The sequence below is a fragment of the Corynebacterium glutamicum ATCC 13032 genome, assembly GCF_000011325.1.
In the GTDB taxonomy this organism is placed as follows: domain Bacteria; phylum Actinomycetota; class Actinomycetes; order Mycobacteriales; family Mycobacteriaceae; genus Corynebacterium; species Corynebacterium glutamicum.
Window position 1 is genome coordinate 3202722 of record NC_003450.3, and the last position, 17054, is coordinate 3219775.

At 52.4% G+C, this 17054-nt stretch carries 16 protein-coding genes; 7 read left to right on the top strand and 9 right to left on the bottom strand.

Annotated elements, in window-relative coordinates; genetic code table 11:
* Nucleotides 1–231: 231 nt before the first annotated feature.
* A complete protein-coding gene (locus CGL_RS14955; protein WP_011015557.1) occupies nucleotides 232–1383 on the top strand; it encodes an RtcB family protein in 1152 nt (383 codons plus the stop codon).
* Between the two features lie 52 nt (nucleotides 1384–1435).
* On the top strand, nucleotides 1436–2011 hold the full coding sequence (locus CGL_RS14960) for a YdcF family protein (RefSeq protein WP_011266055.1): 576 nt from the start codon (nucleotides 1436–1438) through the stop codon (nucleotides 2009–2011).
* On the opposite strand, the gene CGL_RS14965 is transcribed toward CGL_RS14960, so the two are convergent.
* Both CGL_RS14965 and CGL_RS14970 read right to left on the bottom strand, forming a co-directional pair.
* The gene (locus tag CGL_RS14965; protein WP_011015559.1) at nucleotides 2008–2484 is read right to left on the bottom strand and encodes a methylated-DNA--[protein]-cysteine S-methyltransferase; all 477 of its coding nucleotides are present in this window, start codon (nucleotides 2482–2484) and stop codon (nucleotides 2008–2010) included. The two genes, CGL_RS14960 and CGL_RS14965, sit on opposite strands and share 4 nt — an antisense overlap.
* Nucleotides 2485–2498: 14 nt before the next feature.
* Nucleotides 2499–3512, bottom strand: a complete 1014-nt coding sequence (locus CGL_RS14970) for a zinc-binding alcohol dehydrogenase family protein (protein WP_011015560.1) — start codon at nucleotides 3510–3512, stop codon at nucleotides 2499–2501.
* Nucleotides 3513–4128: 616 nt separating this feature from the next.
* Between CGL_RS14970 and CGL_RS14975 the strand changes: the two genes are divergently transcribed.
* A complete protein-coding gene (locus tag CGL_RS14975) occupies nucleotides 4129–5307 on the top strand; it encodes an MFS transporter (protein ID WP_011015561.1) in 1179 nt (392 codons plus the stop codon).
* Between the two features lie 251 nt (nucleotides 5308–5558).
* Nucleotides 5559–6737, top strand: coding sequence for an NAD(P)-dependent malic enzyme (locus tag CGL_RS14980; protein WP_011015562.1), 1179 nt, complete (start codon nucleotides 5559–5561; stop codon nucleotides 6735–6737).
* A 244-nt stretch (nucleotides 6738–6981) separates the two neighbouring features.
* Here the strand turns inward: CGL_RS14980 and CGL_RS14985 are convergent, their stop codons facing one another.
* The 3 genes from CGL_RS14985 to CGL_RS14995 form a co-directional block, all read right to left on the bottom strand.
* Nucleotides 6982–8466, bottom strand: coding sequence for a gluconokinase (locus tag CGL_RS14985; protein ID WP_011015563.1), 1485 nt, complete (start codon nucleotides 8464–8466; stop codon nucleotides 6982–6984).
* A 56-nt stretch (nucleotides 8467–8522) separates the two neighbouring features.
* Nucleotides 8523–9116 (bottom strand): VanZ family protein, encoded by a 594-nt coding sequence (locus CGL_RS14990; protein WP_011015564.1) that lies wholly within the window; start codon nucleotides 9114–9116, stop codon nucleotides 8523–8525.
* Nucleotides 9117–9180: 64 nt separating this feature from the next.
* Nucleotides 9181–9792: a VanZ family protein gene (locus tag CGL_RS14995; RefSeq protein ID WP_011015565.1), complete on the bottom strand. Its 612-nt coding sequence runs from the start codon at nucleotides 9790–9792 to the stop codon at nucleotides 9181–9183.
* A 123-nt stretch (nucleotides 9793–9915) separates the two neighbouring features.
* On the opposite strand from CGL_RS14995, the gene CGL_RS15000 reads away from it, so the two are divergent.
* Nucleotides 9916–11214 carry an FAD-dependent oxidoreductase gene (locus CGL_RS15000; protein ID WP_041625711.1) on the top strand — a complete coding sequence of 433 codons (1299 nt, stop codon included), beginning with the start codon at nucleotides 9916–9918 and terminating at the stop codon, nucleotides 11212–11214.
* On the opposite strand, the gene CGL_RS15005 is transcribed toward CGL_RS15000, so the two are convergent.
* From CGL_RS15005 to CGL_RS15020, 4 genes are all read right to left on the bottom strand, one after another.
* Nucleotides 11211–12443: a D-amino acid dehydrogenase gene (locus CGL_RS15005; RefSeq protein WP_011015567.1), complete on the bottom strand. Its 1233-nt coding sequence runs from the start codon at nucleotides 12441–12443 to the stop codon at nucleotides 11211–11213. The genes CGL_RS15000 and CGL_RS15005 overlap by 4 nt on opposite strands.
* Nucleotides 12444–12533: 90 nt before the next feature.
* Complete coding sequence (locus tag CGL_RS15010) at nucleotides 12534–14039, bottom strand: vWA domain-containing protein (RefSeq protein WP_011015568.1); 1506 nt, start codon at nucleotides 14037–14039, stop codon at nucleotides 12534–12536.
* Nucleotides 14040–14162: 123 nt separating this feature from the next.
* A complete protein-coding gene (locus CGL_RS15015; RefSeq protein WP_231838279.1) occupies nucleotides 14163–14402 on the bottom strand; it encodes a VWA domain-containing protein in 240 nt (79 codons plus the stop codon).
* 331 nt (nucleotides 14403–14733) lie between these two features.
* The gene (locus tag CGL_RS15020; RefSeq protein WP_011015570.1) at nucleotides 14734–15057 is read right to left on the bottom strand and encodes a hypothetical protein; all 324 of its coding nucleotides are present in this window, start codon (nucleotides 15055–15057) and stop codon (nucleotides 14734–14736) included.
* A gap of 215 nt (nucleotides 15058–15272) precedes the next feature.
* On the opposite strand from CGL_RS15020, the gene CGL_RS15025 reads away from it, so the two are divergent.
* Nucleotides 15273–15884 (top strand): malonic semialdehyde reductase, encoded by a 612-nt coding sequence (locus CGL_RS15025; RefSeq protein WP_011015571.1) that lies wholly within the window; start codon nucleotides 15273–15275, stop codon nucleotides 15882–15884.
* A gap of 172 nt (nucleotides 15885–16056) precedes the next feature.
* Nucleotides 16057–16983, top strand: coding sequence for a hypothetical protein (locus tag CGL_RS15030; protein WP_011015572.1), 927 nt, complete (start codon nucleotides 16057–16059; stop codon nucleotides 16981–16983).
* Nucleotides 16984–17054: the final 71 nt, after the last annotated feature.

The window sequence follows — 17054 nt, forward strand, 5'->3', positions numbered from 1 at the left end:
TTCACCTTTTGCTGTCATCATTGGCTCTACACGTTTAAATGAGGAAGTTAAGGAGTCGGCCGTGCGCTTTTATCAGCAACTACACCTGCTGCAAAAGCCTGCGCCGCCATGCCTTCTAAACGTGTTGAACTTCTAAAAACACATTTTTAAGCCCTCCCGGCGCAGCTGAAAACTCAGTCGCCGGGAGGGCTTTTTTGTACCCGAATTTGTACCCGAATTTAAGGAATCGCTATGAATCATGTTGTTAATTTTGCTTCACATTTGGAAGACGCAGCCCTGAAGCAAGCCGAAGCTACTGCCACCATGCCGTTTATTTACCCGCATGTGGCGTTGATGCCTGATGCTCACTTTGGGCTGGGTTCGTCGGTGGGAACGGTGTTCGGCACCAAGGGTGCGATCATTCCGGCGGCTGTGGGTGTGGATATAGGTTGCGGAATGATAGGAGTGTGTACCAATTACACGGCCTCTGACCTGGAGGGACGTGATTTGGTGACGCTTCGGGATTACATCGAGCGGGTGATTCCGTTGTCTCCTGGAAATTACAATTCCACCACCTTGAAGGAAACCGCGAAGGTGAAGGTCGCGGAGTTGGAGGAACTCGCGGAGCGCGATGGTGTAGATTTGTCGCACTCTCCGACGTGGAAGCGCCAGTTGGGTTCGCTTGGTGGAGGTAATCACTTCATTGAGTTGTGTCTTGATGAGTTGGATCGGGTGTGGATGTTTTTGCACTCTGGTTCCCGCGGTGTGGGTAACAAGATTGCCCAGAAGCACATCAAGATCGCGCAGGCCGAGTGTAAGAATGAGGAGCTTCCCGATAAGGATCTTGCGTACTTGACCGAGGGGACTGAGGAGTTTGAGTCTTACATCAAGGAACTGAATTGGGCGCAGCGTTTTGCGTTCCTCAACAGGGAAGAAATGATGGACAGATTCGCACGGGAGCTGGGTTTTTTCGTCGACAAGCAGCTTGAAGAGGTCGAGCGCATCAACTGCCACCATAACTACACGGTCCAGGAGGAGCACTACGGCGAGACCATTTGGCTCACCCGTAAGGGTGCCGTGTTGGCGGACGAAGGCACGCCGGCGTTGATTCCGGGGTCGATGGGCACCGCGTCGTACGTGGTCAGTGGCAAGGGCAACGCCGAGGCACTGCGGTCGGCGCCGCATGGGGCGGGCCGGAGGATGTCGCGCAACCAGGCTAAAAAGCGCTTCTCGACGGCCGACCTGGATTCTCGGATGGCGGGCATCGTCTACCGGCCCGGCAAGGAGTGGATCGATGAAATTCCCGACGCTTACAAAGACATCGATCAGGTGATGGCCGATGCTGCCGATTTGGTGACAATTCGCCATAAATTGCGCCAGATCGTCAACGTGAAAGGCACCTAAAGCGCATTAACGGTAAAGTGCGAGAGGTATTTTGACGGGTTTAGATTGAGGGATGTGGATAGTGCTGAAAATCCGACGGCTGCTTCTACGCCGTGTCCTTCCGCTACTCATCACCTTGGCGCTCCTGTGCGGACTGGTGCTTGCGTGGTTTATCTATCCTGCGAAGGCTGAGCCCAAAAAAGTTGATGTAGTTCTGGTGCTGGCCGGTTCCAGCGATGGTCGACACGAATATGGTGCCGAGCTTGTTGAAGAAGGCTACGCCAGCAATTACGTCGTCTCCAACCCGAGTGGCTCCAAAGACAAAGTGGGATATGCCCACTGCGCAGGAAAGTCACGGCCAAAAAATGCGGAAAGTTTCTGCATGGATCCTTACCCCGTGATCACCTCCGGCGAAGCCCGCACGTTTAACGAGCTTGCCAAAAAGGAAGGCTGGGAAAGCGTATTGGTAGTGACCAGCCGCACGCACACCCAACGCGTTCGCACCATGTTTGACCAGTGCTATACCGGTGATTCCACAGTGCTCAACGTCAACAGCCTAGGACGTACCGGGCTTCACAATGCAGTACTCCACGAGATTGGCGGCTTCATTAAATTTTGGATTACCGCTCCGTGCGCGGACACAAACTAAGGACGTTCCAGCTCCAACAGCCACTGTTTTGCTTCCAAGCCTCCTCTGTAGCCACCTAACGCCCCATCAGTGCGCAGTACTCGGTGACAAGGAGCAAAGATTGGCAAGGGGTTGGTGGCGCAGGCGCTTCCCACTGCACGAACCGCGCCCACATTATTAAGCTCAGCGGCGATCTGTTTGTAAGTTTTACTCTCCCCATAAGGAATGGACAGCAAAAATTCCTGCACTTTACCGCGGAAGCTCAGCAGATTTTGGCTTGGCCAATCCAGGGGAGTGCTGAACTCTTTACGTTTCCCTGCGAAGTATTCTTCAAGCTCAGCAACTGCCTGTTCCAGCACCGCATTGGTTCCCGGGGTCGACCCGACAGTACAAGCTGCGTAGTTTTCATCGGAGAATGCCACATAGGTTAGCCCTTGGTCACTTGCAACAAGAAGAAGCTCTCCGATTGGTGATTCATAGCGTAGATGGTGCATTTTTCAAGTCCTCTTTATACCCTCACAACAATTTTTCCTGAGGTTTTACCCTGCTCAACGAGCCGGTGCCCCTCCATGATGTTTGCAGCGTTGAGCCCATCCAGCACCGTTGCTGTCACGGACTCAAACTGACCCCGATCAACCATGTCGGCGATCTTATTCAGAATTTTCCCTTGTTCACCCATATCAGGAGTGTTGAACATAGCGCGGGTAAACATGAACTCCCAGTGCAAAGCGATCGCTTTTTGCTTAAAAGCGCCCAAATTGGGATCCACTGGATCATCGATGAGCACTAGGTGGGACTGGGGTTTCATCAACGTGGCGAGCTCTACTTCACGCCCAGTAGTCCACGAGCTGAAAACAAAATCCACGTCGGAGATTTGCTCACTCAAATCCTTGGAGTGATCAATCACCTCATGAGCACCGAGCTTTGTCACCCATTCTTGTGATTCAGGGCGAGAAGCTGTTGCCACTACTTTCAGACCAGTGAGAGCTCGAGCAAGTTGAATAAGAGCTGAAGGCACACCTCCTGAACCGCCCAAGACCAACAGTGTTCCAGTAGTTGACTGAGTTACTCCCAATCGGTCAAAAAGTGACTCCCATGCAGTGAGCGCGACAAGTGGGAGAGCAGCGGCGTCGTGTGCCCCCAAGCTTTGTGGTGCGTGACCCACCAGCCGTTCATCCACCACCTGGTACTCTGCGTTACTTCCTGGACGCTGATTGGATCCTGCGTAGAACACTTTGTCACCAACATTGAAGAGCGTGACCTGCGATCCAACAGCCACCACCTCACCTGCAGCATCAAAACCTAAAATTTTAGGATGCTTTTGCTTCCCGGCCCGCATGCGTACCTTGGTATCAACAGGGTTAATTGAGACCGCCTCAATGTGGACTAGCAGATCATGTGGTCCGGGAGTTGGTCGATCTACTTCTACATCGATCAGGAAATCTGGTTGATCAGAAGGGATGGAATCTAACATTGCAACAGCAGACATAGTGGGATCAGGGGTATCCATTTGCGCGCTCATGCCCCCGATGTTAGCCCTTGGGTACGTTTCATGCCCGTGTTTTCTCTGCTCAGCGATGTAATCTGCCGATTCTGTATTTGACGTGCTTTTTTAGCACGCCATTAAGCTAAAAATAAGGTTAGGGTGCGTTATGTTTTCAGGTATCAAAAGGTGCTAATGCCTTTATTGTGTTTCGCATTGTCATTTACCACATGAAGAAGCGGACCCGTTTAGGTTGAGAATCAAGTACCTGTCATCGAGAATTTCCTCAAAGATCTCAAGCCCAAACAAGACTCGTAGCAGAATGTGGCGCAGGCACACTGGCTACCAGCTGAGTTAGATTGATAACTTAGCTGGATATCCACCTTTTTAATCTGGCTGAATTCTTCACAGCGGGCTACTGTTTTTCGAGACTAACTTTAACGATCTAGAACTTGCCCGAAATATTGCTCAAAGCATCTCTCAAAGCACTGCCTAAAGCACTGCCCAGAGCCTTGCCCGGAGCTTTGCTCAAAGCATCTCAAGCATCAGGCAAGACCTCCCCATAAGTTCACTCAAGCAAGTTCTCCCGAACAGATTCACCCGAGAAGTCGACAGACCCCATTAAACAGCCCGATTCAAGAAAGGCTTCGCAGCCATGAGCACCACCACCGCGCCCGAAGCACGGTTTCCTGTCGTCCCTTTGACCGCCATGAGTTTCGCGGCATTTGTTTATGTCACGTTCGAGATGTTTGCAGTTGGCCTCATCAAGCCGATGGCCAGCGATCTTGGAGTGTCAGAATCCAGCATCGGCCTGTTGATGACTGTGTATGCGACTGTCGTTGCCGTGGTGACGATCCCTGCCATGTTGTGGGTTTCTCGATTTAACAAGCGCACAGTTTTCCTGATTACTCTGGCATTTTTGGCCACGGGCATTGTTGTTCAGGCACTGACCGTTAATTATGGAATGCTAGCCATCGGCCGCACTATCGCAGCATTGACTCACGGGGTGTTTTGGGCACTTGTTGGGCCAATGGCAGCGCGTATGTCCCCAGGTCACACTGGTCGTGCAGTAGGCGTTGTGTCGATTGGATCAACCATGGCGCTGGTCGTTGGTTCTCCGCTGGCAACATGGATCGGTGAACTCATCGGATGGCGTCCTGCCACCTGGATTCTTGGTGCGCTGACCATTGCGGCCGTGGCTGTACTCATTCCAACCGTTCCATCACTGCCACCACTTCCAGACACGGAATCAGAGTCCAAAGAAAAGAAATCCCTTCCATGGGGTCTCATTTCCCTGGTCATTTTCCTTCTCCTTGCCGTCACCGGTGTTTTTGCTGCCTACACCTACCTTGGCCTCATCATCGCTGAAACAGCAGGGGACAGCTTCGTGTCCATTGGCTTGTTCGCCTTCGGTGCACTCGGACTCATTGGCGTGACAGTGGCAACCCGAACTGTGGATCAACGCATGCTGCGTGGAAGTGTTCACACCACCACTTTGTTTGTCATTGCTGCAATTCTCGGACAGATCGCATTCGGATTAGAGGGCACACTAGCCGTAGTAGCTATCTTCCTTGCAGTCACCGTGTTTGGTGGAGCATACGGCGCTCTCCCAACCCTGGGAACCACCATCTTCCTCCATGCGGGTCGCGACCACCCAGATACTGCATCCTCCATTTATGTGGTCACTTACCAAGTGGGTATCGCGTCTGGCGCGGCACTTGGCGCGATGGCTGTGGATGCCGATTGGGTTGCTGGCACTTTGTGGATCATGGCTGGACTGTCATTGGCTTCCACGTTGGCCTTGGCGCTGTGGTCCCGCCCGCTACTGAAGTAGCAGCCCAAATTCAGCCCACTGAATCAACCCCAAAACCACCCAAAAGTCACACTTAGCAAACAATTAAATTCATCACAAACCACCCCTGTACAAAATTAGCAATAAAGGTCAGGGGTGTTTTGCAAATGTTCACATTGCGAAATTTTTGTTGAGCTACAGATTTAGCTAGTGTTTTTGTTCCAGAACCCTAAATGAGGTTCTACCCTTAACAGAGCTTCCCGCAAAAACACCGATTAACAAGGCTAAATGATATGACCATCGACCTGCAGCGTTCCACCCAAAACCTCACCCATGAGGAAATCTTCGAGGCACACGAGGGCGGAAAGCTCTCCATTAGTTCCACTCGTCCGCTCCGCGACATGCGCGATCTTTCCCTTGCTTACACCCCTGGTGTTGCTCAGGTTTGTGAAGCAATCAAGGAAGATCCAGAGGTTGCGCGCACCCACACGGGCATTGGAAACACCGTCGCGGTTATTTCCGACGGCACCGCTGTTCTTGGCCTTGGCGATATCGGACCTCAGGCCTCCCTTCCCGTCATGGAGGGCAAGGCTCAGCTGTTTAGCTCTTTCGCTGGCCTGAAGGCTATCCCTATCGTTTTGGACGTTCACGATGTTGACGCTTTGGTTGAGACCATCGCAGCCATCGCGCCTTCTTTCGGTGCTATCAACTTGGAGGACATCTCCGCTCCTCGTTGCTTCGAGGTGGAGCGCCGCCTCATCGAGCGTCTCGATATTCCAGTTATGCACGATGACCAGCACGGCACCGCTGTGGTTATCCTCGCTGCGCTGCGCAACTCCCTGAAGCTGCTGGATCGCAAGATCGAAGACCTCAAGATTGTTATTTCCGGCGCAGGCGCAGCGGGCGTTGCAGCTGTAGATATGCTGACCAACGCTGGAGCAACCGACATCGTGGTTCTTGATTCCCGAGGCATCATCCACGACAGCCGTGAGGATCTTTCCCCAGTTAAGGCTGCTCTTGCAGAGAAGACCAACCCTCGTGGCATCAGCGGTGGCATCAATGAGGCTTTCACCGGCGCGGACCTGTTCATTGGCGTGTCCGGCGGCAACATCGGCGAGGACGCTCTCAAACTCATGGCCCCGGAGCCAATCCTGTTCACCCTGGCGAACCCAACCCCAGAGATCGATCCTGAGCTGTCTCAGAAGTACGGCGCCATCGTCGCGACCGGCCGCTCTGACCTGCCTAACCAGATCAACAACGTGCTCGCGTTCCCAGGAATTTTCGCCGGCGCTCTCGCAGCCAAGGCTAAGAAGATCACCCCCGAGATGAAGCTCGCCGCTGCAGAGGCAATCGCCGACATCGCAGCTGAGGACCTCGAGGTCGGCCGCATCGTGCCTACCGCCCTGGATCCCCGCGTCGCCCCAGCAGTCAAGGCAGCTGTCCAGGCCGTCGCCGAAGCGCAAAACGCTTAAAAATTTGCTTATCGACGCCTCCCTCCCCGTCGAGGCGCCAATATTTTAAGAGCAAACTTGAGGCCCACAGAAGCAATTCTGTGGGCCTTCAAATTCACTGATCAAGAACTCACCACAACCCCGAGACCAGACCTTTAAATCAAACAAATTTTTGCACTTTATCCAATTCGCAAAAATCCACCACGAATCACAGAATTTCTGCGTCTTGTGGTAGATATTCGCATGCGCGTTCCACTGCGAAAAGCTAGACCAACTTGAGGTAGAGGGCGTCGAAAAGCTCTCTTGCCTTGGAGTAATGGTGCGCAAAGCGCGGCTGATGCGTCGTGCCGAATGGTGGCGTCGCGCGCGTGCCGCCTGGTTCGAGCTGCTCAAGGACGATAAGTGCGGTGCCGCGGAGGGTGGCGCGCTTCATTTCCAGAGGGATGACTGGGGTGTCGAGGGCGTCGGAAAGCATCGCGAGGAATTCTGGGTGGTCGGTGGAGACTCGTCCTGATGCGATGACCCGTTCAGGGGCTGCGCCGGCTTTCCCCATGTGTTCCCAAACGCGCTGGTAGGAGAGTGCGAGGGCTTCGAAAACGCCGCGCCACAAGTGTTCAGGGCCGGTTTGTTCCTGAATGTTGGTGATCGTGGCCTGCGCTGAGGCTGCCCAGCCGATGGAGCGTTCCCCGGAGAAGAACGGCAGGACAGCTGGGGTGCCTTCGAGGGGTTCGCGGATCAGCACTTCGTCGAGGTTTTCAGGCTTGATAATGGTGCGTTCCAGCCAGGTGACGGCGCGTCCGACGTCGTTGAGTGCGCCACCAACGATGCACTGGTCGCGGGAAACGCGGTAACACCACAGGCCAGAGGGGATCTGTTCGGGAACGCTCGGAAGGATCACGCGCATGGCGCCGGATGTAGCGGCGGCGACTGCGACGGTTTTAGAATCCACGGCGCCTGGGCCAATGTTGGAAGGCCAGCCGTCTGGAATGGCATGGAACCAAGGGATTTCTTCCAGGTGCTTCCACTTTTTGTCGACAACTTTGGCATCGGTGGCTGGTTCATCAGGGTTTCTGATCTCACCGAACAGAGCCGGATCAACACCGATGTGCTCCAAGATAGTCAGATCAAGTTCGCCGGTATGGGCGTCCAAAATGCCACTCCACGCGGCAATCGAAGTAGCCATTCCGGTGATGCCTGCAAGTTTGAAGTAGACGTACTCACCGATGGTCATCACATACTTGGCTTTGTTGAACTCTTCCTCGAACTCAGTTTTCAGCCACAGCAGGCGCGATGGGTGGTAGGAGGTGTGCAGGCAGACGCCGGTGCGGCCGTGGTAGGCCTCCTCATCGATTTCCGCGCGCAGCTGCTCCACATACTGTGCAGAACGAGAATCCGCGTAGGTAATGCACGGGGTGAGCGCATTGCCTTCACCATCGACCAAGATTAATGAGGATGCAAAAGAATCTAGCGCGACAGCGGCGATCTGATCTTTGATGTTGTGATGATCAGCCGCGTTCAAAATGCCATTAATAACTGAGGTGATCTCCGAAACCACCTGGTCAGCATCAATGGTGGAAACGCCCTCACCGGTGGTGAATTCATGGGATTCGCGCTGCTTGGTGCCTTTGATTGGGCAGCCGGAAGCATCATAAAGTCCACCTCGTGATGCAGTGGAACCAATATCCATAGCAAGGACATAAGGTCCACGTGAGTCATCAAAAGGGATGGACATTGTTGGAATTGATCCCATAAGGTTTCCTTTAAAGGTCTGACTAATAAAGAATATTCTTTAAGGATATAGCGTGATCACGCGAAAACATGCATGGGAGTATTGCTCAATTGCTGTGCTTCTCCCAGATCAACCACCTTGTCGGGATCGCCAAGCCTTGGCCCCAGTGCCACCAAGACTGCAAAAACTACTGCCAGAATCAGTGCGAGCCAAACCCACACCTTAAAAAATCTCTCCCCAAAGATCTTGGCAATTAATGCTCCCGCACCGGCACCAAGAGTATTGAAAATAAGGTCATCGATGTCGCTGTAGCCCAGCATGAAAACATACTGAGATATCTCAATAGCCAGGCTAAATAGCGCGCCCACCCGCATCGTGTGAATGACTGAATTCTTATGCCACGACCCAGATGTTTTTAACAGGACGTAGAACAGCACTCCGAAGGGGACAAAGAAAGCGAAGTTTCCTCCGTAACCAAATAGCGGAGAAAACCATGAACTGGATTCGATGAAGTCATTGAATGGCACTAAAGAAATCGAACGATTCCTATGGGCTTCCGGTACCCACAACAATCCAATGACGAAGAATGATTTCAACATGGTCAACGAAACCATGACAGCGCTGTAAGCAATCAGCGCGAGGGCAATCATCGAAGTGGAAGGGGCTCTCATGAGTCCTGATCATATAAGGACAACATGGATTTTTCGCCCGCGCAAGCGGAACTGCTGAAACCTTCTAGGCGATAAAACTTGAATACATCATCATCGCCATCACAGATAGTGAACCGCCCATGATGATTCCGCTGACTACCTTGGAGGATTTAAGCGAGACAAGCGCTGCTACGGATGCTCCAATGAGTCCGCCGATCGTATTAAACAACAGGTCATCGACATCTGAATATCCAATAGCAAACACCCATTGCAGAACTTCGATACTGAGGCTGGTGACGCTGGCAAACAGGATGGTTTCTACGAAGGGGAATCGATGGTTGAATCTACGGAGCATTTTGTACAGGAAAAACCCAAATGGCATGAACAGTGCGATGTTGCCAAAAGTGTTGGTCCAAGGCCCCCACCAAATTGGTGGATCAGCAAAGCCGTTGAAAAGCTCTAAGTCGATGGATCTGTATTGGTGTGCTTCTGTGTTCCACAGTCCGCCTAAAGAAAGGCGACTTTTAAGAAGTGTCATCATCACAAGCAGCACCAGGTACACGCCGAAGGAAAACGCGAACAGTAAAGAAGAGGCATTGAAGCTCTTCTTCACTGATTCGTCCTTTTGTGGCGGGGCATGGTGGGAACCGTGTGGCACTTGTGGAGCCTGGATTCCGGAGGCGTGAATGGTTGACATATGGCCAACCCTAGGGGGATGGCCTGTGTGTTCACTGTTAGGTTTCCTCAAAATCTTTAACGAACAACGAAGAGCTTGCCCGAGAGTATCTTGGGTCGCATGGACACAAAATTAGGCGCTGAATTGGGTACTGAATTTGATCTCATTGTTGTTGGTTTCGGCAAAGCAGGCAAGACTATCGCGATGAAACGCTCGGCAGCGGGGGATAAGGTCGCACTGATCGAGCAGAGTCCACAGATGTATGGCGGTACCTGCATCAATGTAGGTTGCATCCCCACGAAGAAGTTGTTGTTTGAGACTGCAACGGGCAAGGATTTCCCGGATGCGGTTGTGGCGCGTGATCAGTTGATTGGCAAGCTGAATGCCAAGAATCTTGCGATGGCCACAGACAAGGGTGTCACCGTCATTGATGGAAAAGCTACGTTTACAGCTAGCCACGAAATCACAGTAACTTCAGGTAGTGACACTCTTGTGCTGTATGCGCCAACGATTGTGATCAACACGGGCTCCACGCCGGTCATCCCCAATGTCCCAGGCACCGACAATCCGCATGTTTTTGATTCCACTGGCATTCAGCACATTTCGCCCCTGCCGAAGCACCTCGCGATCATCGGCGGTGGCCCCATCGGTTTGGAATTTGCCACGCTTTTCAGTGGACAAGGCTCCAAAGTCACCATCATCGACCGTGGTGAATTGCCGCTGAAAAATTTCGACAGGGAAGTAGCGGAGCTGGCCAAAACCGACCTGGAGGCCCGCGGAATCACCTTCCTCAACAACGCTGAACTCACCGGATTCAGCGGTGACCTCACCATCGCGCTCAAAGACCACGACCTCCTCGCCGACGCCGCACTTCTTGCCATCGGCCGACGCCCGGCCACCGACGGGCTCGGCCTTGAACAGGCGGGCATCAAAACAGGCACGCGTGGGGAGGTGCTTGTCGACGCCCACCTCCGGACCAACATCGACGGCATCTTCGCTGTAGGTGATGTCAATGGCGGCCCGCAGTTTACCTACGTGTCCTACGATGACCACCGCATTGTGCTGGATCAACTAGCCGGAACAGGTAAGAAATCCACTGCACACCGACTGATCCCCACCACCACGTTCATCGAACCGCCGTTATCCACCATCGGTGACAACACTGAAGGGGAAAATGTGGTGGTGAAAAAGGCCTTGATTGCAGATATGCCGATCGTTCCCCGACCAGAGATTATTAACCAACCTCACGGTATGGTGAAGTTTTTCGTCGACAAGCAATCTGATGCGCTGCTCGGCGCGACCTTGTACTGCGCCGACTCCCAGGAGCTCATCAACACCGTGGCGCTTGCCATGCGGCATGGCGTCACCGCCTCCGAGCTTGGCGACGGCATCTACACCCACCCCGCCACCTCGGAGATCTTCAACCAATTATTGGGCAGTTAACGCAGCGGATCGAACGGCTTGATGATCGGGTTGGTGTTGCCCGTAGCCATCAGCTCCGCCAAATACTTACCGGTGGCAGGGCCCAGCACCACACCCCACATGCCGTGACCACCGGCAACGTAAATGTTCTCCGCCTTGGTCTGCCCAATCAACGGACGCCCATCCGGAGTGACCGGGCGGGAACCCACCCACTCATCCTGACGATCGTTGAAATCAATACCTCTCATAACCTTCTTCGCCTGCGAAACAATCGCATCCACCCGGCCCTGCTGGAACGGCTCATCCGGACCGCGGAACTCCATGGTGCCCGCAATGCGGAAACGGCCCTCATACGGCGTGCAGGCCATGCGGTGGTGGGGAAGGTACACAGAATGCTTGGCAGGAATATCCGTTGCCACAGAGAAGGAATAGCCACGACCAGCCTGAACAAGAGTTTTCACACCGTATTCACGCGTTAGACCCGGCAGCCAGGCACCCGTTGCCACAACCACCTTGTCCGCTTCTTCACGGCTACCATCCGCCAAAATGACCGCGGGACGATCACCCTTCGCCACATGCACAACTTCTGCCCCGGCGCGGATCACGCCACCACGCTTCACCACAGCATCCGCCAATGACTGCACGTATGGACCCGGCTCGATGAAACGCTGGCCTTCCAAACGGTAAGCCACCTGAATTTGCTCATTCAGCATCGGCGCCAACTCTTGTGGATTCTCCAGTCGAGACATCTCCACTTTCTGGCCGTGCCTGCTCACGCCATCAATTTCCTTACGGAAACCCGCCGATTGGCGCTCTTCCTCAAAACCAATAACAAATGGACCTTCATGGGTGAGGCCTTCCACGCCACCGATCGACAGTTCATCAAAAGCTTCGAGCGCGACCTTATCGATCTCCGTGAGGTCCGCCATCGTGGAATCCCACTTGCGTTGAAAAGCCTGCGCCATAAATTGCGCCAAGAAAAGCCACAGTTTGGGATCCACACGAAGTGGCATATGCATCGGCGACACCGGATTGAACAGCTCTTTCGGACCATACGTCCACAGCCCCGGCTCCGACAACGGAATAGTTTTCGCCGGCGCTAACCAACCAGCATTACCCCACGAAGAACCTGCAGCGACACCATCCCGATCAAGGACGCTCACCTCGAACCCGTGCTCCTGTAAATGCCAGGCGGTGGCAAGACCCACTATGCCGGCTCCAACAACAATGACTTTTCCAGACGAACTCATGAAACCCTCCTGAGGGTGGGGTGGACTCCTAGTGCCCCCAGTATTCATGAGTTCGTACTTAAATGTATTGGTTTGGAAATTCCTATGGGGTTATTTCTTGCGGCCTTTCAAAACTAGCCAGCTGGCAAACGCAGCGAACGCCAAAATGAGTGCGACGATAGCGCCAACAATGAGCGGGGAGATTCCAGTGCTGCTTTCCTCAGTTGCGGTATTTTGAGCTGGCTCATCTGGTTGAGTGCTTGGGCTAGAGGATTCTGAGGTGGTTGCAGAAACCTTTTCAAACACTGGGCCTGGCTCTGCATCACCAAAAGCATCCGCTGCTAAGCGATAACGAAGGGGAAAAGACTGCTGGTTGCTGGCATCTCTGATTGTACTGCCACTGAGATCGTCATAGTGCACAACGAGGTAGTAATCGCCTTCAAACGTAAACGTGCTGGTGGCCTTAGAAGTAGTGCCAAATCCGCCTTCAGCAGGGAACATATTCAGATAAGTCAGTGCAACTGGCGCTGCAAAATACTCACTGGTGCCCTCACGTGGAGCGATATCCGTCCACATATCAACTCCGGCGTCCTGTCGTGTTGGCGAATACACTGCAACACCCAATTTGTCCGTCACGCCAGGATCATCTGGTGCCGTGTTTTCTACAACTTCCACAAAGCCATGCAGCTGCTGACCAGTTGCCATAGGCAGGCGATAAACGTGATTTTCACCAGGTACGATCTCTGCTTCAACACCTTCACCTGGAGTTAGCTCCGTAGCGTTGGTAAACCAAGATCCGCCAGTGGTGGGTGCCCATGTTTGTACTGCGGCCACGTCGAGATCTGGGATTTCACGCTGTTGATCACCGAGTGGAAGCCCTGACGTATCCGCGTGATTAAGGCGCTTTACCACGATCTCAACAGGTAATTCTTCTTCCCAATTGAAAGGCTGGCTTCTGGTGATTGCGAGAACCAGTTCATCGGTATCGCACTTATCTCCAATCACATCTGACTCCACACTGGCAACCAAAGGCCGCGCACCGTAATTATCAAGAATTTGATCATTGCTGATCGAACGATGACAGGTTTGATCTTGTTCATCTCCGAAAAGCAGTTCATTCCTAATGCTCAGGTAGTCGTTCCCGAGTCCAAAAGTCACTGGCGCAACATACGAGGTGGTTACCTGCACACGTTCATAATCTTCAACGGGAATGGACCAGTACTGAGTTACTTCGCCGTCTTTATTATCTAGTGCTGGAAGATCGGCTTTGAACAATTCCACATCATCTGGAATTGGGGTCAGGCTTGTTTGGCTGCTGTTGCCATCGATTTGTTCCAGGTCTGATTCATAGCCCACTGCCGTGCGGGTGGCAGCTCGCTTCAGTTCTGCCACAAGCGAATCCGCATCGCTCGCATCTGCATAAGTACCGTTTCCAGCCTGCGCAATGCACTCCAGTTCCGCGCGAGCAGACTCATCGACGTTGAATCCAACAGTGTTAATCACCAGATCAACACCCTGGTCGGCTAGTTCTGCAGCAACCTCACACACTGGAGGGGGCGTACACGTTGCAATGCCATCAGAGACCAATACGATGGTGCCAGATTGGCCTTCAGGCAATTCTGCTGCAGCCTTGCGCAGGGATTCACCAATCGGCGTATAGCCCCGCGGTTGGAGGCTATCGATGTGTTGTTTAAGCTGCTCAGCCTGCCCATTAGTTGGCCCGCGGACGACGGTGATGTCCTAGCAACCGGCTTCATAATCTTCTGGTGTTTCACCAGTGTTTCCGCCGTAGGTCACCAAACCTAAGTCGAGGGTTCCAGCGAGCTCATCAATAAACTGATTCGTAGCCTCTTTGGCGGCATCTGACCTGCTTTGCCCACCAGCATCTGGAGTCACCATCGATCCCGAGCTATCTAACACCAGCATCGTGGGAACTCCGCGGGATGTAGATTCTGTTTGCGCATTCGCGGTGGAGGGCACGCTTAAAACTATGAGAAGAATACTTGTTATTACGGCAAGGAATATCGTTTGCCGTTGTCTGGTGGATTGTCCAGCTAGGTGCACAATGAACACTCTCTCAGTCGTCGAGCAGAAAAATGGACTACCGTCAGCATTTTCAGCGGGAGGTCAGTTTCTTTGAGAATTACATAGCGATCGCAGCAAATACCGATCTTGGTAATTCAAACTAGCAACTTTGTGAGAAGTTCGACCTCTGAATAAAGAACTTTTTGACAACAATGTTCTTATTTAAATAAAAAATTCCGCGTGCATCATTCAATGCATACGGAATTATTTAAGATTGCAGTGGCAATTAGTAGCGTGGGATCTCCAGCTTGATGCCGGCCTGTGCAGCAGCCTGCTCGATTGCAGGAAGGTTTGCGTACACAAGACCGGAGATAGCAACTGCGGTTGCGGCCAGGGTGTAGCCGTACCAAGCGGAACCGAATGGGGTTACATCGTCGAAGTCCTTAGAGGAACCCCAGATGTCGCGCTCGTAGTCGCTAGCACCGAGTGCGTCGCCAACCTGAGAAGATGCAGAAGAACCGGTGGTGGACTGAGCCATTGCAGGAGTAGCGGTCAGTGCAAGTGCACCTGCGGTCAGCAGTGCAACGGAAGCAGTACGAAGTTTACGCATGAGAATATCCTTAAAATCGATTGTTAATTACCCAGATAAAGATTAGCAATGTTTCTTACTTTAAGCGCAGTTAATTGCAAAATTACCCCTATTACGGGAGGTCTAGAGCTTATTTAATTATTAGCTTTCCAATACAAAATTTAAATCCCAGAGCGATCTGCCCCACACTTACTTGATGCGGGAACAAATTTGAAGGTTTTTCAGTTGCTATAGGTATGACTACAGTTACTCAAGACCTTCTAGCACTTGACGAAGACGCACAGAACCTCCTTTTCCGTGAGGCTCGCACCGCAAATGCTTTCACTGATGAACCAATCTCTGACGAGCAGATCGAAGCAATCTTCGACCTAGTTAAGTGGGCACCAACCGCAATGAACTCCCAGCCTCTGCGCGTGGTAATTGTTCGTTCCGAAGAAGCCAAAGCTCGCCTCGTGCCATTGATGGCAGAAGGCAACCAGGCCAAGGTTGCTGCAGCTCCTGCGGTCGCACTTCTTGCAGCCGACATCGACTTCCACGAAGAAATGCCCAAGCTCTTCCCACCTTTCCCAGGCGCACGCGACATGTTCGAAGCCGATGAAGCTTCACGTGCTTCCTCCGCAGAACTCAATGCTGGCCTTCAGATCGGATACGCCATCATCGGTATCCGCGCAGCAGGTCTCGCCGCTGGCCCAATGACCGGCATGGATGCAGACGCTATCTCCAAGGAGTTCTTCCCAGACGGCCGCCACCGCGTTCTGGTTGCCATCAACATGGGTAAGCCAGCTGACAATGCTTGGTACGACCGCCTGCCACGCCTTGAGCAGGACGAAGTTGTCGAAACCCTCTAGAAACCACTCTAGAAATAGCTTTAGAAAGACTTAAATAGATGCCCCGGCTAGTTACATACTGGCCGGGGCGTTTTCCATTTACACATCTGTTCGACTCGCGCCCGAATGATGTCGCATCAACATGAGAAGCTACTTCCATACTTTTACTGATTGATAAGAATGGACAAAGACAATGAACCGCACACTCCGAACACTTGGCTGGCTTGCTGCCGTAATTCAAGAAGATCCGGAGCCCTGGTTCACCACTGATCCCGACACCGATTATGTCCCTTATGTAAATAGTTTCTCATTTGAATCCCTTTCCCTCGTTCCAGATGCTCTGATGCTGCTCAAACGTTCTCTTCACCTTGCGATGGAGCAACAGGACCTCCCAGTGAAGGATCTACAAGAAGCACTGAGGCACGTACTAGTTTTCAAATTCCACTTCAGGGAAGAATGGGAGCTGGAATTAGCATGGGACTCCGAGCGGACCAAGTCTGCGGTGAGAATTATTGAGAGCACAAAAGAATCTCTTGCCGATCAATACAGAGATTACAAATACGCATTCTTGCCTGAGCTAATTTTCCAGGAATCACGCGGGATCTTTGACTTTGAGCTGGAGGGATACACCCTCAAAGTAGGACAAAGCACGCTTTCCATTCCTTGGGACATGATCGCCAATGGTTATGTCCCTGCAAGTCTTCGGAATTTTGGAGAATTAATGGACCGTGACACCGGAGATCTTGATGCAGATCCCATTCTGAGACCTCGAGAACTCAAATTTGAGATCCATAATTGTCCAGATCTTAATCCTTGGATAATGCGGGAAACTTTTGATTTCATGATGGAAATCGCAACTGAAACAGGATGGTTCCATGCTCTCAACCCCGCATATAATTCCGTCTACACCTACGATCTTATTTCTCGCATGCCAGATTTCCTTGTTGAAGGGAGCTTTCGTCCGCATTCAGTGAAACGATCTTGGGAAAAAATTCAAAAGATAGCTAAAGCTGTTGAGTCTTATGCATCTCACGATTACTGCATGTCAACGCTGACACATGACTACAGGGCAATCGAGTTATCCCTGACGCCTACAAAAACTGAGGAACCAAGCACATAAGAAAACCTCGCCTGCCCACTAATCACAAAGCGGGCCGGCGCGGCTTCTAGGGGAATCTAAACCGAGGGGGA